20 protein-coding genes are annotated in these 21,063 nt (G+C 71.2%); 9 read left to right on the top strand and 11 right to left on the bottom strand.

Annotated elements, in window-relative coordinates; genetic code table 11:
• Window positions 1-76 precede the first annotated feature (76 nt).
• Together ACEZDE_RS26845 and ACEZDE_RS26840 are read right to left on the bottom strand one after the other, a co-directional pair.
• The gene (locus ACEZDE_RS26845; RefSeq protein WP_380541064.1) at window positions 77-742 is read right to left on the bottom strand and encodes a peptidoglycan-binding domain-containing protein; all 666 of its coding nucleotides are present in this window, start codon (window positions 740-742) and stop codon (window positions 77-79) included.
• A gap of 221 nt (window positions 743-963) precedes the next feature.
• Entirely contained in the window at window positions 964-1,140 is a 177-nt protein-coding gene (locus ACEZDE_RS26840; protein WP_380541061.1) for a hypothetical protein, read from the bottom strand.
• A gap of 209 nt (window positions 1,141-1,349) precedes the next feature.
• Here ACEZDE_RS26840 and ACEZDE_RS26835 point away from each other — a divergent pair, with 209 nt between their 5' ends.
• Complete coding sequence (locus ACEZDE_RS26835; RefSeq protein ID WP_380541058.1) at window positions 1,350-2,360, top strand: helix-turn-helix transcriptional regulator; 1,011 nt, start codon at window positions 1,350-1,352, stop codon at window positions 2,358-2,360.
• A 34-nt stretch (window positions 2,361-2,394) separates the two neighbouring features.
• Here the strand turns inward: ACEZDE_RS26835 and ACEZDE_RS26830 are convergent, their stop codons facing one another.
• Window positions 2,395-3,393, bottom strand: coding sequence for a carbohydrate kinase family protein (locus ACEZDE_RS26830; protein ID WP_380541055.1), 999 nt, complete (start codon window positions 3,391-3,393; stop codon window positions 2,395-2,397).
• 138 nt (window positions 3,394-3,531) lie between these two features.
• Here ACEZDE_RS26830 and ACEZDE_RS26825 point away from each other — a divergent pair, with 138 nt between their 5' ends.
• Together ACEZDE_RS26825 and ACEZDE_RS26820 are read left to right on the top strand one after the other, a co-directional pair.
• Window positions 3,532-3,792, top strand: coding sequence for a hypothetical protein (locus ACEZDE_RS26825; protein ID WP_380541052.1), 261 nt, complete (start codon window positions 3,532-3,534; stop codon window positions 3,790-3,792).
• Window positions 3,793-3,922: 130 nt separating this feature from the next.
• Entirely contained in the window at window positions 3,923-4,297 is a 375-nt protein-coding gene (locus ACEZDE_RS26820) for a MazG-like family protein (protein WP_380541049.1), read from the top strand.
• Window positions 4,298-4,348: 51 nt separating this feature from the next.
• On the opposite strand, the gene ACEZDE_RS26815 is transcribed toward ACEZDE_RS26820, so the two are convergent.
• The 5 genes from ACEZDE_RS26815 to ACEZDE_RS26795 all read right to left on the bottom strand — a co-directional run bounded on the left by ACEZDE_RS26815 (window position 4,349) and on the right by ACEZDE_RS26795 (window position 9,751).
• Window positions 4,349-4,918: a GNAT family N-acetyltransferase gene (locus tag ACEZDE_RS26815; protein ID WP_380541046.1), complete on the bottom strand. Its 570-nt coding sequence runs from the start codon at window positions 4,916-4,918 to the stop codon at window positions 4,349-4,351.
• Between the two features lie 382 nt (window positions 4,919-5,300).
• Window positions 5,301-5,894 (bottom strand): ATP-binding protein, encoded by a 594-nt coding sequence (locus ACEZDE_RS26810; protein WP_380541043.1) that lies wholly within the window; start codon window positions 5,892-5,894, stop codon window positions 5,301-5,303.
• 240 nt (window positions 5,895-6,134) lie between these two features.
• Complete coding sequence (locus ACEZDE_RS26805) at window positions 6,135-6,908, bottom strand: enoyl-CoA hydratase/isomerase family protein (RefSeq protein WP_380541040.1); 774 nt, start codon at window positions 6,906-6,908, stop codon at window positions 6,135-6,137.
• 170 nt (window positions 6,909-7,078) lie between these two features.
• On the bottom strand, window positions 7,079-8,407 hold the full coding sequence (locus tag ACEZDE_RS26800; RefSeq protein ID WP_380541037.1) for a L,D-transpeptidase: 1,329 nt from the start codon (window positions 8,405-8,407) through the stop codon (window positions 7,079-7,081).
• 129 nt (window positions 8,408-8,536) lie between these two features.
• On the bottom strand, window positions 8,537-9,751 hold the full coding sequence (locus ACEZDE_RS26795) for a L,D-transpeptidase (RefSeq protein WP_380541034.1): 1,215 nt from the start codon (window positions 9,749-9,751) through the stop codon (window positions 8,537-8,539).
• A 164-nt stretch (window positions 9,752-9,915) separates the two neighbouring features.
• Here ACEZDE_RS26795 and glgX point away from each other — a divergent pair, with 164 nt between their 5' ends.
• The 3 genes from glgX (at window position 9,916) to ACEZDE_RS26780 (ending at window position 13,743) form a co-directional block, all read left to right on the top strand.
• On the top strand, window positions 9,916-12,258 hold the full coding sequence (gene glgX / locus ACEZDE_RS26790; protein ID WP_380541031.1) for a glycogen debranching protein GlgX: 2,343 nt from the start codon (window positions 9,916-9,918) through the stop codon (window positions 12,256-12,258).
• Between the two features lie 82 nt (window positions 12,259-12,340).
• Window positions 12,341-12,898, top strand: a complete 558-nt coding sequence (locus ACEZDE_RS26785) for a sigma-70 family RNA polymerase sigma factor (protein ID WP_380541028.1) — start codon at window positions 12,341-12,343, stop codon at window positions 12,896-12,898.
• Entirely contained in the window at window positions 12,895-13,743 is an 849-nt protein-coding gene (locus ACEZDE_RS26780; RefSeq protein ID WP_380541025.1) for an anti-sigma factor family protein, read from the top strand. The genes ACEZDE_RS26785 and ACEZDE_RS26780 overlap by 4 nt, the downstream gene beginning before the upstream one ends.
• Before the next feature lie 141 nt (window positions 13,744-13,884).
• On the opposite strand, the gene ACEZDE_RS26775 is transcribed toward ACEZDE_RS26780, so the two are convergent.
• On the bottom strand, window positions 13,885-14,382 hold the full coding sequence (locus ACEZDE_RS26775) for an NUDIX domain-containing protein (protein WP_380541022.1): 498 nt from the start codon (window positions 14,380-14,382) through the stop codon (window positions 13,885-13,887).
• Between the two features lie 284 nt (window positions 14,383-14,666).
• Between ACEZDE_RS26775 and ACEZDE_RS26770 the strand changes: the two genes are divergently transcribed.
• The 3 genes from ACEZDE_RS26770 to ACEZDE_RS26760 all read left to right on the top strand — a co-directional run bounded on the left by ACEZDE_RS26770 (window position 14,667) and on the right by ACEZDE_RS26760 (window position 19,111).
• Complete coding sequence (locus ACEZDE_RS26770) at window positions 14,667-16,568, top strand: ABC transporter ATP-binding protein (RefSeq protein WP_380541019.1); 1,902 nt, start codon at window positions 14,667-14,669, stop codon at window positions 16,566-16,568.
• A complete protein-coding gene (locus ACEZDE_RS26765; protein ID WP_380541016.1) occupies window positions 16,565-18,445 on the top strand; it encodes an ABC transporter ATP-binding protein in 1,881 nt (626 codons plus the stop codon). Before ACEZDE_RS26770 ends, ACEZDE_RS26765 begins: the two co-directional genes overlap by 4 nt.
• A 282-nt stretch (window positions 18,446-18,727) precedes the next feature.
• Window positions 18,728-19,111 (top strand): IS3 family transposase, encoded by a 384-nt coding sequence (locus tag ACEZDE_RS26760; protein WP_380541013.1) that lies wholly within the window; start codon window positions 18,728-18,730, stop codon window positions 19,109-19,111.
• A gap of 125 nt (window positions 19,112-19,236) precedes the next feature.
• Here the strand turns inward: ACEZDE_RS26760 and ACEZDE_RS26755 are convergent, their stop codons facing one another.
• Window positions 19,237-20,424 carry a hypothetical protein gene (locus ACEZDE_RS26755; RefSeq protein WP_380541010.1) on the bottom strand — a complete coding sequence of 396 codons (1,188 nt, stop codon included), beginning with the start codon at window positions 20,422-20,424 and terminating at the stop codon, window positions 19,237-19,239.
• Window positions 20,425-20,455: 31 nt separating this feature from the next.
• Window positions 20,456-21,061, bottom strand: coding sequence for an SMI1/KNR4 family protein (locus ACEZDE_RS26750; RefSeq protein WP_380541007.1), 606 nt, complete (start codon window positions 21,059-21,061; stop codon window positions 20,456-20,458).
• Window positions 21,062-21,063 lie beyond the last annotated feature (2 nt).

The following is a 21,063-nucleotide window of genomic DNA, read 5'->3' as shown; positions in this document are numbered from 1 at the left end:
GGGAACAGGGAGGAATGGGAGGAGGCAGAGGGGAACGGAGGGAGCTGGAGGGAATTGAAAGGAACTGGAGGAACCGTCAGAAGGCGTCGGTGCAGCCGCCGTTGACCAGGGTGGTGCTGACGCTCTGGCCGCAGACCTTGTCGAGTTCGCCGGAGTTGTCGGCGTAGGCGTACGTCGTCACGCTCTGGGTGCCGGATTCGGTGTGCTCGCTGGAGACCGTGTTCCAGTTCTTGCCGCCGTCGGTGGAACGCTCCAGGTAGCCGGTGCAGTGGTCGTTCCCGGAGGTGTCGTACTCGGAGATGGTGGCCTGCGCGGTGCCGCTGCCGCTGTTCGGCCAGGCGACCAGGCCCAGGCCGCAACCCTGGCCGAGGTCGATCGACCGGTTCTCCACGAAGTGCACCAGCCAGGCCTTGGTGACCGGTCCGACCTGCCCGTCGATGCCGACCGAGCTGCTCTGCAGGTGGGCCTTGGTCTGCACCCACTTGACCGCGGCCACGGTCTGCGGGCCGAACTGGCCGTCCATCTGCAGGGTGAACCCGAGGGTCTGCAACGCGTACTGCAGGGTGTCCACGCACCAGGTGTTGGTGCTGCCCTGGGTGATGTTCGGCGGACACTCGGCTCCTTGCAGCGCCTCCACCGTGCCCGGGTCGGCCTGGGCGGGCGCCACACCGAGCACCAGGCCGGTCCCGCACATCGCAAGCGTCGCAAGGACGGTGACGGGTCGCAACAGGCGTGACTTCATGGCGATCTCCCTCGTTCTTTCCTGGGCATGACAGAAAGCGCGCTGGACTCCACCCCCTCCGCAAGGCGAGCGGGAGACCACGACGCGTGGACGACTGGGTGGACGACTAGGACTAGGTGGACGACTGGGACGGGGCTGCTCCGGGGGAGGTCCCACCTCCCGCCCGTCGGCGACTGGCTACCGCCGGTCACCTCACACCCGGGAGCAGGCCCCCCGGGGGCTCAGGTTCCGCAGATGGGAAAGGGGTTGGTCGCACTCAGGCCGCCGCAGGGGTCCCCCCAGCCGGTGTCCGCGACCACGGCGTGCACTGCCCTGCCGCCACCGGATTCGGCGCGTGCGCCCACGGCCACCCCCAACAGCGCGAGGCCCACCATTCCCAGCAGCGCGATCTTGCGCATACGTCGCTTCCCTTCCCCTCCACCGGACGGGACCGCCTGTCGGCCGTCCGTCCCGGGCCCTCGCCCGCACCCACGTTGGCAGCAGAAACCACTCCCGCACCAGACAGGCAATGGTTCATGATGTGACGCGAGCACAAGGGGAAGGAAGAAAAAAGCCTCCGAACCAGTCGAATACGGACGACGCACAGGAAGACCGCACAGGAAGACCCATGACTGCGAACGACACCGTCCTCCCCGACGTGTACGCATGGGCGGTCGCACAGCGCCACATCACCCCGGACGACGTCCCGCGCATGGCAGACGAATTGGGCCATGACGCCGCCGTGTGCCACGCGGCCCTGACCGAACTGACCCGACGTCATGTCCTGCTGCCCGACGGCGACGGGTATCTCGCGGCAAGCCCCGACCTGGCCATCACCGCGCTGGTGGGCCCGCGCGAAAGCGCGCACCGGGAGACCGAGCGGCAACTGGCCGCAGCCCGCGAGCAGACCTCGCACCTGCGCCACCGCCTGACCGAGCTGACCCCGCTCTACCTCGACCGCAACCAGCACGGCACCGCCCCGGGAATCGACGCCCTCACCGACAAGTTCGCGGTCCGCGCGCTCATCTCCGACCTCACCGCGGGCTGCGACAAAGAGATCATGGCCTGCCAGCCCGGCGGCGGCCGACCGCCCGCGGCGCTCGCCGACGCACTCCCCCGCGACCTGGAACTCCTACGCCGCGGCGTCGAGTTGCGCAGCCTCTACCAGCACACCGCGCGCTTCCACGCCCCCACCCAGCAGTACGCGGAGGCGGTCCTCCAGGCCGGTTCGCGCATTCGCACCGTCGCCGAGATCCCCTGCCAGATGATCGTCATCGACCGGCGCACCGCTGTCCTGCCGCACCACGAGTACCGCTACGGCGCCGTCATCGTCCGCGACCCGTCCATCCTGGCCTACCTCTGCACCACGTTCGAGCAGGCCTGGAACCTCGGCGCCCCCTACCAGACCGGCCCCAGTGCCGCCCGCAGCGCGGTCACCGAGATCAAGGCGGCGATCCTCACGCTGATGGCCAACGGCCTCAAGGACGAGGTCATCGCCAAACGCATGGGGCTGTCCGTCCGCGCCTGCCGCGGCCATATCGCCGACCTGCTCAGCACGCTCAACGCACACAGCCGGTTCCAGGCCGGTGTCATCGCCGAGCGCGACGGACTCCTGGAACCGCGGGACGACACCGACTGACCGGCATCGGTCCCACGGTACCCGGTGAAATCAGTCAGGGAACCTGACGGAACGGCGGGGGTTGAACCGGCGTCGTCGCGTTGCGGAGTTCGTCCAGAGTGGGGGGTTGGGCTCCGGGCCGGGTGGTGGCCAGGGCTCCGGCGGTGGCGGCCTGGCGCAGGACGCGTTCCAGGTCCTGCGGTTCGGTCGGGATGCGGACCGCCCGGTTGCCGTCGGGGTGCGGGCCGAGCAGGGCGGCCAGCAGGGCGGACTGGAAGGCATCTCCCGCGCCGATGGTGTCGGCAACGGTCACCCGCGGAGCCGGGACCGAGACCTGGGCCTCGGCGGTGAAGCCGGTGGCGCCGTCCGCGCCCCGGGTCAGCACCACCAGGCGCGGGCCGAGGGCGAGCAGGCCGCGCGCGGCCCGGTCCGGGTCCTGCTCCGGCCACAGCCAGGCCAGGTCCTCGTCACTGGCCTTGACCACGTCGGCGACCGCGGCCAGCCGTTCCACCGCGGCCCGGTAGGCGGCCCGGTCCGGCTGGACGGCGGGACGGACGTTGAGGTCCACCGCCACCGCCCGTCCCGGACGGCCGTGCAGTTGCCGACAGGCCCGCAGCACCTGCTCGGCGCCCGGCTCGACCACCACCGCCAGCGATCCGGTGTGCAGCAGCGCGGTGTCCTCGGCGACCGGGATCCGCACCGGGTCCCAGGCGGCCAGGAAGTCGTAGCTGGCCGCGCCGGTCGCCTCGTCCACATAGGCCAGGGCGACCGTGGTCCGCTCGGTGGCGGCGGGTGCGCGGAGCAGGTCGAGGCCGGTGCCGGCCAGGTACTCCGCCACCAGCGCACCGGGCGGATCATCGCCCCAGCAGGTGACCAGCGTGACCGGACGGCCGAGCCGGTGCAGCCCCACCGCCACATTGGCAGGACTGCCACCGGGGATGGGGCGGATGCTGTCCGCACCGGCCCGCCACACCAGGTCGACCAGACTCTCGCCGACCACCACGATCCGGTTCGTCGCCGCCGTCGCCGCCGCTGCTGCTGGCACTGCCGTCATTGACCGCCTCCCCCTGAAGAAAGTGCTGCCCCGGGCCTCGCCGCTCGGGTGGCAGCAGCGTAGCCGGTGGGTGGATTCGGGGGTTCGGGCGTGATTTGGGGGGAAAGGGCTGAGTATCTCGACTGCCGGGAGGACGCGATGGACGGAGACCCCGAGGGCATGGTGGGCACGGAGGCCGTGGTGGACGCGGAAGCCGTGGTCGACCAGGTCCAGTCGGCGCGGGCCAGGGTGCGGGCGGCGGTGGCCAGCCACGATGCGGGCGCGCTGTCCGCCGCGATGGACAAGCTGGAGGAGGCGCTGCACCGGGCCAGGGAGGACGGCGTGGACGTCCCCGCCGCCCCGGTCGCCCCGGCAGGCCCCGCCGCCCCGGGGAACCCGGTGCTTCCCGAGAACCGGTGACCTGACTGGGTGGTCTGATCGGCGACCGTCCCGTCGGCGATCGCCCCGGCCCCGGCTCCGCCTCGCCTCCGCTCCGTGCCACGCTGGTGCGATCCCGCGTCGGGCGGGGCGACCCTGCGGAAGGACCCCCGTGGACGAGACTGCCTGGGACACCGTCGAGCGGCTGGCAGGCTGGCTGGACCGGAACAGCGAACTGCCGGAGCAGACCAGGACGATCCTGCAGATCCTGAAGATCACCGAGGAGGCCGGGGAGGTCGCCGAGGCGGTGATCGGGGCGACCGGACAGAACCCGCGCAAGGGCTACTCGCACACCTGGGACGACGTCCAGGAGGAGCTGTGCGACGTGATCGTGACCGCGATGGTCGCGCTGACCCGGATCAACCCGGACGCGCGCAAGCTGTTCGCCGGCAAGTTGGAACGGATCGCGCTGCGCTCGCTCGGCGACGGCCCCATCCCCGGCCCAGACCCAGGCCAAGGCGCCAACCCTGACGCCGACGCCGAGTAGGCCGGGAGCTGCAGGCCGGGCCCCGCACGCCGGGCCCGGCGAATACCCGGCTCAGTGTGAGCCGGAGCCGGTGGGGTTGAGCCGCTCCCAGATCCGGAGGACGATCTCGCCGCCGTCGGGGTCCTGGATCACCACCGGGGGTTCGTCCGCCAGCCGGAAGCCCGCTGCTCGGGCGACCGCGGCGCTCGGGGCGTTGTCCGGGTCGATCCGCAGGATCACCCGGTCGGCGCCGAGGCGGTCGTGGGCCAGCTCGGTCAGCAGCCGGACGCCTGCCGCGGCGAGCCCCCGGCCGCGGTGCGCGGCGCCGATCGCGTAGCCGATCTCGACCTCGCCGTCCACGTCCTTGAGCATCAGCATCACCTCGCCGAGCGGCGCGCCGCCGTCCGCGGTGACCACCAACTGCAGGCGGCGCCCGGCCTCGCGGGCCTCGCGGGCGCGCTCCAGATAGAGCCGGGCGGCTTCGGCGTCGAAGGGGGAGGCGAGCGGGGTCCAGCGGGCGACGTCGGGGTCGTCGAAGAGCGCGGGCATCGCCGGGAGGTCCTCGTCCGTCCATTCGCGCAGCACCAGGCCCTGGCCGTCGAGGCGGAACGGAGGCTCGGGGACGGTGCACGGCTTGGTCATGTCCTGATCTTGCCTCCTGAATCGACCAGCGGGCAAGACTCCCCGTTGATCACCGAATCAAAGCCAGAAATAGACCTTATCCTTGTGATCCATGGCTCAATCGGGGCAAATGTCTGTTATATACGTCTATGCGGCTTGCCCACATGGTGAGAATCATGCGATAGTCGACCCGGTCGGGCGGCCTCAGACCCCCGGCGACGGCGGACGCCTCCGACCCGAGCGCATCCGCCGCATCGCACGGCAAACCCCCCTCGGCCGTGCGGTCACTCACCCGGGGCCTCCGCATGCGACCACGGTCCCGGGGGCCCCGCGTGCTACCCCGGTGAGTGAATGCTCACTCCTGCGCCTCAGCAATCGGATAACGGAGTGAGTGAGTGCCTACTCACTCCGTGCGGGCCGGCGTCCCGCGCAGTTCGAACCACACCGACTTGCCGCGCGACATCAGGTCCGCGCCCCAGCGGTCGGACAGCAGGTTGACGAGTTGCAGCCCGCGGCCCGAGTCGTCCTCCGGGTCGCCCAGGATCAGGCACGGCAGCGCCCGCGACGGGTCGCGCACCTCGAACCGGACGCCGCCCTGACGGCGGGCCACCCGGAGGCCGAACGAACGGCCGCCGGTGTGCCGGACCACGTTCGCGATCAGTTCGGAGACCAGTTGCTCCGCCACCTCGCCCAGGCCGTCCAGTCCCCAGGACTCCAGGACGGACAGGATGAGGCGGCGGGCACGTGACGAGGAATCGGGCCCGGCGGGTAACCGCACCTCGTCGGTCGTCGGGTCGGTCAGCAGCCCGATCAGGGCGAGGTCCAACTCCTCTGCGGTGACGGCGGCCTCGGCCAGCACCTCGGGCCAGAGCTCCAGCCAGTCGTCGGCGAGCACCGTCTGCGCCGCGTCGGCCGCCAGCGGAGCCAGGCCCGAAGCCGGAGTCAGACCCGGCGCCAGCCCCGCGGCCGGGACCGGATCCGCGCAGACGGTTCTCACGCCCGAGTCCTCCGGACGCACCGGATCCGCGAGAGTGCCGGTGGCACTTACGCCCAGCGCCGACTGCTGCCGTTCCACTTCGCCCCATGCCGCCATGACCTCATCATCGCGACTCTGGGGTCACTTGGGGAGCACAATGCGTAAAGAATCATCATTGCGTCTGGCATATGCCGCTGACCTAAGAGTGCGATGATCAGCTTTCGGCCGCCCGGCTCCGGTACGCCGCAGGTCAGCCGGGGTTCAGCGGAACTTCGCCTTCCCCGGGCCCTCTTCGACGAAACTGCGCATCCCGATCTCGCGGTCCTCGGTGGCGAACATGCCTGCGAAAAGCTGTCGTTCGATCGCAAGCCCGGTGTCGAGGTCGGTCTCCAGGCCGCGGTCCACCGCCTCCTTCGCGGCGCGCAGCGCGTAGGCGGGACCGGCAGCGAGCCGGGCCGCCCACGCCAGCGCGGTCGAGTAGACCTCCTCGGCCGGGACCACCTGGTCGGCCAGGCCGATCCGCAGCGCCTCGTCGGCCCGTACCTGACGGCCGGTGAAGATCAGTTCCTTGGCCCGGGACGGGCCGACCAGCCGGGACAGCCGCTGGGTGCCGCCCGCGCCGGGGATCAGCCCGAGCAGGATCTCCGGCTGGCCGAACTTGGCGTTGTCGGCGGCGATCCTGATGTCCGCGCAGAGCGCCAACTCGCAGCCGCCGCCCAGGGCGTAGCCGGTCACCGCGGCCACCACCGGCTTGGGGATCCGAGCCACCGCGGTGAACGCGTCCTGCAGCGCGCCGCCGCGCTCCACCATGTCGGTGTAGGACATGCGCTGCATCTCCTTGATGTCGGCGCCCGCGGCGAACACCTTCTCGCCGCCCCAGAGCACCACCGCGCGGACGTCGGCACGGCCCGCCGCCTCCTCCGCGATCAGCTTCAACTGGTCCTGCATCACCGAGTCCAGGGCGTTCATCGGCGGGCGGGCCAGCCGGATCGTACCGACGGCGTCCTCGACTTCGAGGGTGACGAACGCGGTCATGCGGTGCCTCCATGGATCGGCTCTGCCCCTGCGGAGCGGTGGTGAACGCATGTTAACGGCCCGCCCTCCGAGCACACAGGAGGGCGGGCCGTTAACAGCCTTCGGTCGTTCCGGGCCTTCGGGTCGTACCGGGCCTCGGTCCGTTCCAGGCCCTCGGGCGTTCCGGACGGTCAGGAGGCGGTCCAGGCCGCCCAGGACATGTTCCAGCCGTTGAGGCCGTTGTCCGGGGCGACGATCTTGTCGTGCGAGTTCACCACCTGGACCACGTCGCCGATGATCGAGCTGTTGTAGAACCAGGCCGCCGGGGTGTTCGGGTCCCCGCCGCCCTTGACGTCGTGCAGGCCGACGCAGCCGTGCGAGGTGTTCTCGCTGCCGAAGGTGGAGACCGGCCGCCAGTAGTTGCCGTGCGCGAAGGTGCCCGAGGTGGTCAGCCGCATCGCGTGCGGCACGTCCTTGATCCGGTAGGCGTTGCCCAGGCCCACCGTCTGCGAGTCCATGTCGACCACCGGGTCCTTCTCGGAGATCACCATCTTGCCGTTGTACGTGGTGTGCTGGGCGTCGCCGAGGCTGGCCGGGAGGGTCCGGTAGAGCACGCCGCCGCGGTAGACCTTCAGCGTGTGCGAGGAGCTGTCGGCGACGCTGGTCTGGCTCCGGCCGATGCTGAACTTCACGTCCTTGAACTGCTGGCCGTAGGTGCCGGACGAGGTCCGCACCCCGTCCAGGTCCATGTGCAGGGTCACCTTGGTGCCTGCGGCCCAGTAGGACTGCGGGCGGAAGTCGATCCTGCTGTCGCCGAACCAGTGGCCGACCACCGGCACCGAGGGCGAGGCGCTGACGCTGACCGCCTGCTGCACCGCCTTCTTGTAGCTGTCGCCGACCGGGTGGGTGAAGGTGATCGACACCTCCATGCCCACCCCGTAGACGGCGCCCGGGTCGACGTTGAAGTTGCCGATGTTGATGTTCTTCGGCGTCAGCGTGGTGAAGGTCGACTTGTCGCTGACGGTCACCTGGCTGCTGTCGACCGCGGTGGTCGCCACGGTGTACTTGGTGCCGCTGCGCAGCGCGCCGGACGGGGTCCAGCTGCTGCCGTCGGCGGCGATGGCGCCGGCCACCTCGGCGCCGTCCGAGGAGGTGACCTTGACCGAGGTCAGCTTGCCGGAGGCGACACCGACCTTGAGCGCGCCGGTGGTGTCCACGTCGGTCGCGTCGTTCTCCGGCTTGATGGTCACCACCGCGGCCGAGTTGGCGGGCGCGGTGGTCGCCGCGTCGCCGGAGCCGCCGCCGCTGGTGCTGCCCGCCGTCGCGGAGCCGCCCCCGGCCGCCGCCGCGGTCGGCGTGCTGCCGCTGCCGCAGGCGGTGGCCAGCAGCAGCACCGAGCCCACCGCCGCGGCGAGCAGCGCGTGCCGGGCGGCGGTGCGCCGCCGTCCCCGGCCGCCGGCGGACCTCCCGTCGCCGCCCCTGACGTTCCCGCTGGCCTCGACGGCCCGTGCCGAATTCAACCGACTCTCCCCTCCCGGATGCACCACACCTCTATGAACGCCGGACCGCACGGCCCCGGTTGCCTCAGGGGGCGGACTTTCTTCACCGCGACGTCACAGGTGGTGCCGGTGAGCCTATCCGCTCCCGGCTCAGTGCAGCGCGCTGCCCGCCACCCACTGGGCCCAGTCGAGGTTCCAGCCGCCCATGCCGTTGTCCGGCGCCACCGTGCCGCCGTCCGCCCCGGTCACCACGACCACGTCGCCGAGCATCGAGTGGTCGTAGAACCAGCCGGCCGGAGTGCTGTCGCTGTAGCCGCCCTTGACGTCCTGCAGGCCGATGCAGCCGTGCGAGGTGTTCTCGCTGCCGAAGATCGAGGCGGGCCGCCAGTAGACGCCGTGCACGAAGGTGCCGGAGTCGGTGAGCCGCATCGCGTGCGGGACGGCCGGGATGTCGTACTCGCTGCCGAGGCCGACGCTCTCGGAGTTCATCCGGGTCACCCGGTCCATCTCGGAGATCACCATGGTCCCGGCGTAAGTGGCGTGCCCGGGACCGCCCGCGGAGATCGGCAGGGTGCGCAGCACCGTGCCGTCGCGGCGCACGGTCATCTCGTCGGTGACCGCGTCGGCGGTGCTGACCTGGGCGCGGCCGACGGTGAAGCCGACCGTCCGGTCCTGCGTCCCGTACACGCCGGGCGCGCCCTCGACGCCCTTGAGCCGCAGCGCCACGGTGACCTTGGTGCCCGGCTTCCAGTAGGCCTCGGGGCGCAGGTCGAGCCGGTTGCCGCCGAACCAGTGGCCGACCACCGGGACCGGCGGGTCCGCGGTCACCCGGACCGCGCGCTCGACCTCGGCGCGGTCGGTGACGGTGCGGCTGAAGCGCAGCGACACCTCCATGCCGACGCCGACGGTGGTGCCGTTCTCCGGGCTGTAGAAGGCGATGAAGGTGTTCCGCGGCACGAAGGTGGTGAACACCGCGTGCTTGGCCGCCTGCAGCCCGTTCGGGTCCGTGGCGACCGCGTCCAGGGTGTAGCGGGTCTCCGCCAGCAGCTTGGCCGAGGGCTTCCAGGAGCCGCCGCCGGCCGCGATGGCGCCGGGTACGGTGTCACCCCGGTCATCCTTGAGCGTCACCGTAGTCAGCCGCCCGGAACTGACAGTGACGCCGACGCCCCCGGAGACCGGGACCTGCGCGGCGCCGTCGCCGGGGGTCAGGGTCACCACCGCGGTGGACACCGAGGGCGCGGCGTCCTGGGATGCTGCCTGGTGGGAGCCGCTGCCGCAGCCCGTGAGCAGCAGCAGTCCGGCGAGCGCGAGCGCCCGTCCGGTCCGCCGAGTCGCCGTGTTCCATGCCCCGCTGTGCTGACCCACCGTCAATGCTCCTTCGCTCGTCGACAATGATCAACGAGGGCGGGCGGGCCTGGACACGTCCGTGTGGCGGATACATCGCTCCTGGTGCGTGACATCTGCCGCCGCAGAGGGAACGTACCTTCCAACCGGGGAACGGGACTCCCCGCGGCGGGGAGGTACGCGTCATGGCGGCATGGCAGGGGGCGGGCGACCGGGCTGCGCCTGGGGAGTTCGCGCGCGAACGCGCGCAGCTGCAACTGGTTCCGGCCGAACCGGCGGCGCCGGAGCCGGAACCGGCACTGCCGGAACCCGCGCCGGAGCCGTCGGCCGGGACCGCCGCCCCGCTCTGGCCGGGCAGCTGGCAGCCGCTCGGCGCCCGGTTCCACATCGGCCCGGACGGCCGCCCCGGCACCAACTTCGCGCTCTGGGCCGCCGGAGCGGAGGCGGTCGACCTGTGCCTGTTCGACGAGCAGGACCGGGAGACCCGCCACCGGCTGGCCGAGCAGACCTTCCAGACCTGGCACGGCCACCTGCCCGGCGTGCTGCCGGGCCAGCGCTACGGCTTCCGGGTGCACGGCCGCTGGGACCCGTGGACCGGCGCCCGCTGGAACCCGGCGAAACTGCTGCTCGACCCCTACGCGCGGGCGGTGGACGGCGAGTTCCGGCTGCACGACGCGGTGTACGGGCACGTCCGCGGCTGGCCCGAGCGCGAGGTCGCGGACACGGTCAGGGACAACCGCGACTCGGCCCCGTACGTGCCCAAGGCGGTGGTGGTCCACGACGACGACGACTGGTCCGACGACCGGCGGCCGAAGACCGCCTGGGCCGACACCGTCCTCTACGAGCTGCACGTCAAGGGCTTCACCCAGCGGCACCCCGGTATCCCGGAGGAACTGCGCGGCACCTACGCCGGGCTGGCCCACCCGGCGGCGATCGCGCACCTCACCGCGCTCGGGGTGACCGCGGTCGAGCTGCTGCCGGTGCACCAGTTCGCCGACGAGGAGCACCTGCAGCGGCGCGGCTCGGGCAACTACTGGGGCTACAACTCGATCGGCTTCTTCGCCCCGCACGCCGCCTACTCGTCGTCGGGCTCGCGGGGCCAGCAGGTCACCGAGTTCAAGCGGATGGTGCGGGCACTGCACGCGGCCGGGATCGAGGTGATCCTGGACGTCGTCTACAACCACACCGCCGAGGGCAACGAGAACGGCCCCACGCTGTCGCTGCGCGGCATCGACAACGCCGGCTACTACCGGCTGCAGCCGCACAACCGGCGCTCCTACGCCGACTTCACCGGCTGCGGCAACACCCCGGACAGCAACCAGCCGCAGGTGCTGCGGCTGATCACCGACTCGCTGCGGTACTGGGTCACCGAGATGGGCGTGGACGGCTTCCGCTTCGACCTGGCGGCGGCGCTGGCCCGCTCGCCGTTCGAGGTGTCGATGCTCGCGCCGTTCCTCTCCACCGTCTCCCAGGACCCGGTGCTGAGCCGGGTGAAGCTGATCGCCGAGCCCTGGGACATCGGCATGGGCGGCTACCAGGTCGGCGGCTTCCCGCCGCTGTGGACCGAGTGGAACGACAAGTTCCGGGACACCGTCCGCGACTACTGGCGCGGGGCCCGTCCCGACGTGCGCGAGCTGGGCTCGCGGCTGGCCGGCTCCTCCGACCTCTACCAGCAGGGCGGGCGGCGCCCGTACGCCTCGGTCAACTTCGTCACCGCGCATGACGGGTTCACCCTGCGCGACCTGGTCTCCTACAACGGCAAGCACAACGAGGACAACGGCGAGGACAACCGGGACGGCACCGACGACAACCACTCCTGGAACTGCGGCGTCGAGGGCGAGACCGACTCGGCCGCGGTGAACGCGCTGCGGCGGCGGCAGCTGCGCAACCACCTCGCCACGCTGCTGCTGTCCACCGGGGTGCCGATGCTGGTGGCGGGCGACGAGATGGGCCGCACCCAGGGCGGCAACAACAACGCCTACTGCCAGGACAGCGCACTCAGCTGGATCGACTGGTCGCTGCCGCGCGAGGACCCCGGCTGGCAGTCGCTGCTGGCCCTCACCACCCGGCTGATCCGGCTGCGCCGGGAGCACCCGGTGCTGCGCCAGCGCGGGTTCTTCTCCGGCCGCCCGGCCCACCCCGGCGGGCTGCGCGACCTGGCCTGGTTCACCGCGCGCGGCCGGGAGATGACCGAGGCCGACTGGTACGCCCCGGGCGCGACCCTGGGCATGTTCCTGGCCGGCGACGAGATGACCGAGCGCGACCCGCTCGGCCGGGAGCTGCGGGACGACAGCTTCCTGCTGGTGCTGCACGCGCACCACCGGCCCACCCGGTTCCTGCTCCCCGGTGCGCCGTGGGCCGAGTCGTACGAGATCCTGCTGGACACCGCGCTGGAGGACCAGGCCGCGGAACCCGGACAGCGGCACCGGGCCGGGACCGGGCTCAACCTGCCGGGACGGTCACTGCTGCTGCTGCGGGCGGAACGGGGGGCGCGGGGCGCGCGGGACGCGGGGGCGGACCGGGGGTGAGGCGGGAGGGGCGGTGAGCGGGGCGCGTCCGGCTCGGGAAGGCCGGTGAAGCGGGCGCGTCCGGCTTGAACCGTCGCCGCGGGTGGTGCGTACTGAGGGTGTGGACCACTCGTCGGTGCGCGACTCGGAGTTCGCGCGCTCCCTCTACTCCCGGCACGGGCGATCCGTGCTCGGGCGGGTACTGGGCCTCGTCCACGGCGACTACCAGCGGGCGGAGGACATCGTGCAGGAGACCTTCCTGCGCGCCTGGCAGCATCAGGACTCGCTCGACCCGGAGCGGGCGGGACCGTGGCTGCACACGGTCGCGCACAACCTGGTGGTCTCGGCCTACCGCAAGGTCAGGGCCAGGCCGCCGGAGTCGCCGCTGCCCGAGGACGAGGGCGGCGCCTGGGCCAGGGACCCGGACGGCGGGGACCTGGAGCTGGACCGGATGCTGGAGCGCTGGCAGATGCTGGACGCGATGCGCGGACTGAAACCCGAGCACAGGGACGCGCTGATCGACGTGTACTACCTGCGCCGCACCGTCGCGGAGACGGCGGAGCACCTGGGGGTGCCCGAGGGCACCGTGAAATCCCGCTGCTACTACGGGCTGCGGGCCCTGCGCGACGTACTGGAGGAGAGAGGGGTGACATCCCGATGACGACACCGTGCCCGCAGAGCGTCTCGCTCGGCGCCTACCTCCTCGGGGCCCTCGACCCCGAGGAGCGCAGGGCGATGGAACTGCACGTCGCGGGGTGCGAGCAGTGCCGGGCGGAGCTGGTCGAACTGGCCCCGCTGCCGGGGCTGCTCCGGCACACGGCGTTCGAGGAACTGCCGGAGACGGCGGAAGCGGCGGAGTCGCTGGGCCCGGCCCACTGGCAGCCGGAGCCCCCACGCGACGGCGGCTCGCCGACAGGCGACCCCCGGGGTGCCGCGCCGCGGGCCGACGGCCCGCAGGGGTCCGGGCCGGAGGCGTTCGGGCCGCAGGACGGAGCGCCGCAGGACGGTGGGTCGACGGGTGTGGCCGGAAGTGGCGGGGCGGCCGGGGCGGAGCCTCGGGTCGGTGGGGCGGGGGGTGCGCATCACCGCAGGCCGCCGCGGCGTCGGCTGGTCGCGGCGGGGCTGACCCTCGCCGCCTGCGTGACCGGACTCGCGGTGTACGCGGCGGTGGGCCGCGACAACCCGTCCCCGGGCGGCGCAAAGCCGGTCGCCGCGACCTGGAGCGCGACCGACCCGGCCACCCACGTCTCGGCCAGCGCCGAGATCATCCCCGAGGCCTGGGGCACCCAGTTCGAGCTGAGGCTCGGCGGACTGCCGTCCGGCATCACCTGCCACCTGGTCGTGCACGGCAAGGACGGCAGCAGCGAGACGGCGGGAACCTGGGGCTCGGGCTACTCGTCGTCGGCCTCGGTCCCGGCCTCCACCTCGATCAGCCCGGCCGACATCACCGGCCTCTCCGTCATCGACGGCGCAGGCGGCACCCTGGTCCAACTCCCCCCGGGCTAGATGATCGATTCCAAGGGTCCAGTGGTCATACACAGTCAGAGCGCGCGTGACCGGCTGACCGGTGCGGTCGTTGTGCCGGATCGCTGCGGTGAGCGCGAGGATGCGCTGCTCGATGACCTGCCGCAGCGGCGGTTCCGGCGTCTACAGGCCGAGCGGCACCGCTTCGGCCGGGACCCCGCCGGCGATCAGCGCCGCCAACGGTGTGGCCAGGTCACGCGGTGAGAACAGGTCCGAACCGCGGTAGTCGGCGATGTCGGGCAGCCGCCACCAGCGAAAGCCGTCGATGTTCTCGGCGGCAAGCTCGTCGTCGGACATCGCGCCACGGGGGTGGAACGACGCGGCGCGCACAAGGAAGTAGTCATTGATCACCCCGTCATAGCCCACCGCGTGCCCGGGCTCGATGACCTCCTGGTGCCAGACATGCGGCGGATCGGCGTCAATGGCGAGCCCTACCTCTTCGTGCAGCTCCCGGCGCAGGGCGGCAAGGACGGATTCGCCACGCTCCACGCCTCCACCGGGCGCTGCCCACACGACGATCGGGCCGGTCGGCTCGGGAATGACGAACCGACACAGCAGGATGCGGTCGCCCTCGTCGAGAACGACCGCGCGGACCGAGTGACGCAGATGCACCAAGGCCATCCGCGCATGCTAGCCGCCTGCCACGATCAGAACGATCCCTTGGAATCGATCATCTGGCCCGAACCCCGCTCCCGGCAGCCGCGCGGCGCCTTCGGCGGACCCACGGTGCATCAGCGCAGGTCAGCGGCTGCTGGTTAAAACCAGATGAGGATTGTCACTGGTGCGTCGTACGCTCACAGACGATGCCTGATCCCACCCTGCCGTCCACCGCGTCACAAACGCCGCCGCCCGCCGGAATCAACAGCTCCGGACACCCCGAAGCAGACAGACCGGATGCCTCCGCCATGCCTGAGCCCGCAACGCCCGCCCAGCCTGCCCTGTCCGCCCAGCCCGCAGCGCCCGCCCACGACGCCCCCGCACCGTCCGCCCCACCCGAGCCACCCGCGGCCCACCCCGCCGCGCCCGCGCAGCGGCCCCGCGGCACCGTCCGCTCCCTGCTGCGGATCTGGCCCTACGCCCGGCCGATCCGCTGGTACCTGCTGGGCTCGACCTCCGCCGCCCTGGTCGCGTCGCTGACCGGCCTGCTGATCCCGCTGGTGCTGAAGCAGATCGTGGACGGCCCGGTGGCGCACCACGACTCCTCCGGGCTGTGGTGGCCCGCGGCCCAACTGCTGCTGCTGGGCCTGGCCGAGGCGGTGTTCTTCGGGATCCGCCGCTGGCTGCTGGCCCGGCCGCTGTCCGGCGTCGAGCGGACCATGCGGGCCGACCTCTACGCGCGGCTGCAGCGGCTCCCGGTGGCGTTCCACGACCGCTGGCCGTCCGGCCAGCTCCTCTCCCGGGCGACCTCGGACATGTTCACCATCCGGCTGTTCCTGGCCTTCCCGCTGGTCTTCCTGATCGTCAACTCGCTGGTGTTCCTGATCGGGATAGGCATCATGTTCCTGCTGGACTGGCAGCTCGCGGTGATCGCGGTGGTCCCCGCGGTGCCGCTGATCATGCTGTGCTCCTACTTCGAGCGCCGCTACTCCGCCGCCGCGCGCCTGGCCCAGGACCAGAACGGCGACCTGGCCACCATCGTCGAGGAGTCGGTCCTCGGCATCCGCATCCTCAAGGCCTTCGGACGGCACCGGACCATGGCCCAGCGCTTTCGCGGCCAGGCCCGCGAGCTGCGCGGGACGGAGCTGAACAAGGCCCGGCTGCTGGCCAACCTGTGGGCGGTCATCGTCGGCCTGCCCGAACTGGCGCTGGCCTGCGCGCTGGCGCTCGGCGTGGTGCAGGTCGCCCACGACGTCACCACCGCGGGGACGCTGGTGGCGTTCCTGTCGACCGCGCTGGCGCTGCGCTGGCCGGTCGAGTCGCTGGGCTGGCTGCTGGCCTACAGCAACGAGGCGGCGACCGCGACCGACCGGTTCTTCGAGGTGCTGGACGCCCCGCTCGCGGACGCCGACGACCGCCCCGCCACCGCGTCGGCGGCGACGCCGGGCGAGCCCGACGGCATCCGCTTCGAGGGCGTGCGCTTCCGCTACCCGGACGCCCCGGCCGACACCCCGGACCTGCTCCAGGGCGTCGACCTGCACATCCGCTCCGGCGAGACGATGGCGCTGGTCGGCGGCACCGGCAGCGGCAAGACCACGCTGACCGCGCTGCTGCCCCGGCTCTACGACTGCACCGCGGGCCGGATCACCCTGGACGGCACCGACCTGACCGAGCTGGCCCGGCCGCGACTGCGCGAGCTGGTCTCGGTGGCGTTCGAGGAGCCCACCCTGTTCTCCGCCTCGGTCCGGGAGAACGTGCTGATGGGCGCCCCCGAGGCGGATCAGGAGGCGCTCGCGGAGGCGCTGGACACCGCGCAGGCGCAGTTCGTCAGGGCGCTGCCGCAGGGCCCGGACACCCAGGTCGGCGAGCAAGGGCTGAGCCTGTCCGGCGGCCAGCGCCAGCGGCTGGCGCTGGCCCGCGCGGTGGTCGGCCGACCCGAGTTCCTGGTGCTGGACGACCCGCTCTCGGCGCTGGACGTGCACACCGAGGCGCTGGTCGAGAAGGCGCTGCGGCGGGTCCTGGCCGACACCACCGCCCTGGTGGTGGCGCACCGGCCGAGCACGGTGATGCTGGCGGACCGGGTCGCGATGCTGGTCGACGGCCGGATCGCGGCCGTGGGCACGCACCACGAGCTGCTGGAGTCCTCCCCCGCGTACCGACAGTTGATGAGCGGCGAACTGAGTTCCGCCATGGAGAGGAGCAACGCGTGAGCGACACCACCGTCCAGGACCGCGAGCAGCGGGAACGGGACGAGGCCGCCGCGCCGCAGGGGCTGCCGGAGCCACAGCCCGCCGAGGTCACCGCAGAGGGCGAGGACATCCCGGTCCCGCCCGGCGCGCCCCGGGCGCTGCTGCGCTCGCTGATGGGGCCGCACCGGCGGCGGATCCTGGTCGCCATGCTGATGATCACCGTTCAGCAGGCCGCGCTCCAGGTCGGCCCGCTGCTGGTGTCGATCGCCATCGACCGGGCCATCCCGGCGCTGCGCGACCACGACGCCGGGCCGCTGGTCGCGATCACCGCCGCCTACCTGGGCTGCGCGGCCGTCGCCACGCTGCTGCAGCGCTCCTTCATCCGGCTCTCCGGGCTGATCAACCAGGACATCCTGCTGGAGATGCGGCGCCGGATCTTCCGTCACGCCCAGCTGCTCAGCCTGGACTTCCACGAGCGCTACACCTCGGGCCGGATCATCTCCCGGGCCACCAGCGACGTGGACGCGGTCCGCGAGCTGCTGAACGAGGGCCTCCAGGAACTGCTGTCGGTGGCCCTGCAGATCCTCTACATCAGCGGCCTGCTGCTGTTCCTGGACTGGCGGCTGGGCCTGGCCTCGATCGCCTCGGCCGTTCCGGTGTACCTGTTGCAGCGCTCCTACCGGCTGCGTTCCAAGGACATCTACCGGCGCTCGCGGACCGCGGTGGCCACCGTCATCGTCCGGTTCACCGAGACCATGAACGGCATCCGCCCGGTCCAGGCGTTCCGCCGGGAGGAGGCCAACGAGGCCGCCTTCGGCCTGGCCAACGCCGAGTACGCGAAGTCCAACGCGGACAGCATGCTGTCCATGGCCCGCTTCGTGGCCTCGGCTCGGGCCACGGCCAACGTCTGGATCGTCGGCCTGGTGCTCTGGGGCGCCTACCTGGTCTCCGCCCGGGAGCTGCAACTGGGCGTGCTGGCCGCCTTCGTGCTCTACCTGCGGCGGCTGTTCGACCCGATCGACCAGCTGGCGATGTTCGTCAACGGCTACCAGTCGGCCGCCGCCGCGCTGGAGAAGATCGCCGGGCTGCTGGCGCACGAGCCCTCGGTGCCGGAGCCGGCCGAGCCGCTCCCGCTGCCGGCCCGGCCGGAGGGGTCGGCCGCGGGGCGCGGGATCGTGTTCGACCAGGTGGGCTTCTCCTACCGCACCGGCAAGCAGGTGCTGCCGCCCTTCTCGCTGGACGTCCCGGCCGGCCAGAGCGTCGCCGTCGTCGGCGCCACCGGCGCGGGCAAGTCCACCCTGGCCAAGCTGCTGGCCCGGTTCTACGACCCGACCGGCGGCCGGCTGCTGCTGGACGGCGTGGACCTGCGCGAGCTGGCCACCGCCGAGCTGCGGCAGGGCGTGGTGATGGTCACTCAGGAGTCCTTCCTGTTCTCCGGGACGGTCGCCGACAACATCGCCGTCGGCCGCCCGGGGGCGAGCCGCGCCGAGGTCGAGGAGGCGGCTCGGGCGATCGGCGCGGACCCTTTCATCCGGGAGCTGCCCGAGGGCTACGACACCGACGTGCGCAAGCGCGGCGGCCGGATCTCGGCGGGCCAGCGCCAGCTGGTCGCCTTCGCCAGGGCGCTGCTGGCCGACCCGTCGGTGCTGATCCTGGACGAGGCCACCTCCTCGCTCGACGTCCCCGGCGAGCGGGCGGTACAGGAGGCGATGCGCACGGTCCTGGCCGGACGGACCGCGGTGATCATCGCGCACCGCCTCTCCACCGTCGAGATCGCGGACCGGGTCCTGGTGATGGAGCAGGGCCGCATCGTCGAGGACGGCACCCCGGCCGAACTCATCGCCGGCACCGGCCGCTTCAGCCGCCTGCACGAGGCCTGGCGGGACAGCCTGGTGTAGTCGGCCGAACTCTAGCCTTGCGCTTTCATGAGCGGGCTCGTCCAGGCCTTGATCAAACGGAGAGTGCTTCTGACCTGCAACGATGGGACTTGTCTAGGGTCCTGTCCGCTGCAAGGAAAGAAGCACTCTCCAGGTGAAGAAGCTTATCGGGTCGTACCCACGCGTCCGCGTCCAGGGCGACGGCGGTGCGGTGGTCTCGCAGGCCGGCGGTGTTCTGCTGGTGGAGACCGTGCGCAAGTGGACCCCGACCACTTGCGTGAACACTGGAAGTAGTTCGACTCAGTGTCAAGTGAGAAGTGCACGATGGTTTCAAAGCGGAAGAAGTACGCCCAGGAGTACAAGGCCGAGGCCCTAGAGCTCGTGGTGAGCTCCGGCCGGCCCGTGGCTGAGATCGCCCGGGACCTCGGCCTTGACAATGGCATCCTACCTTCGGCAGGAAAGACGGGGATCTGCTTCGACAACGCCGCAGCCGAGTCATTCAACGCCACGCTCAAGAAGGAGCTCATTCACCTGCACGTCTGGACGAGCATAAAGCAGGTTAAATCGGCAATATTTGAATACGCCGAGACCTACCACAATCGGGCAAGAATTCAACGCGAGCTTGGATATCTATCGCCCTACGAATACGAGAGTGGACATCGAATAGACGCTGCACTGGCAGCATAGATTTCTGTCGACGAAATCGGTTGGTCTCCAGTTTGGGCACCCCTCGTTCAAGGAGCCCGCCCCTTACGGTGAATACGTCAAGCTGTCCGCTCGCGAGGCTCGAGGCAGGGGAGACCACCGTGCCCTCAACCTACTGGTGCGTCACTGCTGTGCAGGCGCTGGATCCGCTCCGCTACGACCGCGGCACGCGGGTATCCGGGGGTGAGCCGTCTTGCCTTCGCCAGTGCCGCCTCGGCCGCCCCCGACTCGCCGAGCCCGGCGTGCGCCAGAGCCAGCGTGCACAACTGGTCCGCCCAGGACAGCCGGTACCCCCGACTGCGAACCGAACCCGCGATAAAACCTCGCCCCTGCGCGAACTCCCCAGCCAGCACCGCACGCAGCGCACACAGATCCGGATCGTGTGCGCCACCGTCCGCCGTACCCGCCTGCCCGATCACCTGGTCCGCCCGCGACAGCGCCTCGGCCAACGGCAGCTGACCGGCCTCCGCCGCCCGCAGCACCGCCGCGGCCGTGTTTACCCGCACGATCCGCGCAACCGGAAGTGGAGCATCAGGCCACTCCTGGTCCTGTGTTGCCTCCACCGCGGCCAAGAGCCCGGGCAGGTCGCACTCGGCCCCCAGAACAGCCTGCTCCCCCACAACCAGCAGCGCAGCACTGCCGTCTCCGCGCAACAGCTCCAACTCGGCCCTGGCCTGAGCGACGTCGCCGTCCATGAGCATGAACAGCAGCCCGACGAGATGACGCAGCGGCACCTCGGCCCGCGTGGACGCTGAAGGGAACGTGAGATCACGAAGTTGCCGCAGCACACTGCGGCGGCTCTCCTGGCCCGGGCTCAGTAGCCACGACAGCCCGCTCAGCGACCAGCCGACCACAGCCACCAACTGGAACCGGACCGGAAGCAACCACAGCAACTGCCCCGACAGCAGCAACCCGAGTAGCAGCGCTGACACCCGGATCGCCGCCCCCGGCGCCCGAGGCCCGACCCGACCCGCGGAAACCCGGAACCCTACCCAGACCGGCACCAACCGCAACTCCAGCAGCGTCCGACCGACCAGGAACACCCCGCACCACGGACCGACCCCAAGGCCCAACCAGGCAAGCCGGCCCCCGCCCAGCACACTGAACACCGCGGCCAGCAACGACGCCACCGGACCCACCGCGAACGACGCCACGAAGCCAACCAGGATCAGAGCGAGCCGCGTCTCCGGATCCGCCTCCCGCACCGCCACCAGCACCACACCCACCCCGGACACAGCCGACGCCAGCGCCGAAAGCCTCCCCCGGTTCGGGTTCGACCGTCGGGTACGTTCCACAACGGACACTTTGGCTGCCCTCATCAATTCCTCATCCGGCCACTGGCTCGGGACCCCAAGGGTCGATTCTCATCCGGCGGAAGCGCTGGGCGTCCCTCGTGTGCAGGAACCGTGAGCCGCGGTACGGAAGTCCCGGGACCGAGAAATATTCGATCTGCCTGTCGACGTAGCGGACCAGGAGTTCGACCATGCCGCAGTCAAATTCCATCCAAGAATCGGGTGGTGCCCACTGCCGCCGCCAGATGACCGTGGTCCAACGGTTGGGGTCCTGGTCGACTGACCGCCAGCACAGCAGGTCGGAATCCTGTGTGAGACCCCAGCCGATCAGTTGCTCCGGAACTGCGAAGTCTTCCTCCTCGCCGGTGGACCTGGCGTCTGCCGTGAGTCCGAGAACGGTTGCGCTCCGGTCATTGGGATACACCTCCTGCATCGGCGGGTAGACAGTCAGGAAGTTGTCGAACGACCCCTGGCCGTAGGAGGCCATGAACTGGCGGTAGTCATCTGGAAACGCATGTTCGTATGTACTGGATGCCGCCGCCCAGTCCACTGAGTTCCCTCCAGCAGTGGGTGGCGGCACGAGCACCGTCAGTCTCTGCATCGAATCGTCCGAAGATGCACCACCAGCACGGATCTCCATGG

Origin of the sequence: Streptacidiphilus cavernicola (assembly GCF_042510955.1) — a bacterium.
GTDB classification, from domain to species: Bacteria; Actinomycetota; Actinomycetes; order Streptomycetales; family Streptomycetaceae; genus Streptacidiphilus; species Streptacidiphilus cavernicola.
This window is presented reverse-complemented; position numbering and strand designations above follow the sequence as displayed.

Excerpts from the sequence above, each read along its gene's own strand:
- ACEZDE_RS26825 (WP_380541052.1), top strand. The coding sequence starts at position 3,532 with ATGGACGGAGACCCCGAGGGCATGGTGGGCACGGAGGCCGTGGTGGAC.
- ACEZDE_RS26770 (WP_380541019.1), top strand. The coding sequence starts at position 14,667 with ATGCCTGAGCCCGCAACGCCCGCCCAGCCTGCCCTGTCCGCCCAGCCC.
- ACEZDE_RS26750 (WP_380541007.1), bottom strand. The coding sequence starts at position 21,061 with ATGGAGATCCGTGCTGGTGGTGCATCTTCGGACGATTCGATGCAGAGA.
- glgX (WP_380541031.1), top strand. The coding sequence starts at position 9,916 with ATGGCGGCATGGCAGGGGGCGGGCGACCGGGCTGCGCCTGGGGAGTTC.
- ACEZDE_RS26830 (WP_380541055.1), bottom strand. The coding sequence starts at position 3,393 with ATGACGGCAGTGCCAGCAGCAGCGGCGGCGACGGCGGCGACGAACCGG.
- ACEZDE_RS26835 (WP_380541058.1), top strand. The coding sequence starts at position 1,350 with ATGACTGCGAACGACACCGTCCTCCCCGACGTGTACGCATGGGCGGTC.
- ACEZDE_RS26805 (WP_380541040.1), bottom strand. The coding sequence starts at position 6,908 with ATGACCGCGTTCGTCACCCTCGAAGTCGAGGACGCCGTCGGTACGATC.
- ACEZDE_RS26775 (WP_380541022.1), bottom strand. The coding sequence starts at position 14,382 with ATGGCCTTGGTGCATCTGCGTCACTCGGTCCGCGCGGTCGTTCTCGAC.
- ACEZDE_RS26780 (WP_380541025.1), top strand. The coding sequence starts at position 12,895 with ATGACGACACCGTGCCCGCAGAGCGTCTCGCTCGGCGCCTACCTCCTC.
- ACEZDE_RS26815 (WP_380541046.1), bottom strand. The coding sequence starts at position 4,918 with ATGACCAAGCCGTGCACCGTCCCCGAGCCTCCGTTCCGCCTCGACGGC.
- ACEZDE_RS26840 (WP_380541061.1), bottom strand. The coding sequence starts at position 1,140 with ATGCGCAAGATCGCGCTGCTGGGAATGGTGGGCCTCGCGCTGTTGGGG.
- ACEZDE_RS26845 (WP_380541064.1), bottom strand. The coding sequence starts at position 742 with ATGAAGTCACGCCTGTTGCGACCCGTCACCGTCCTTGCGACGCTTGCG.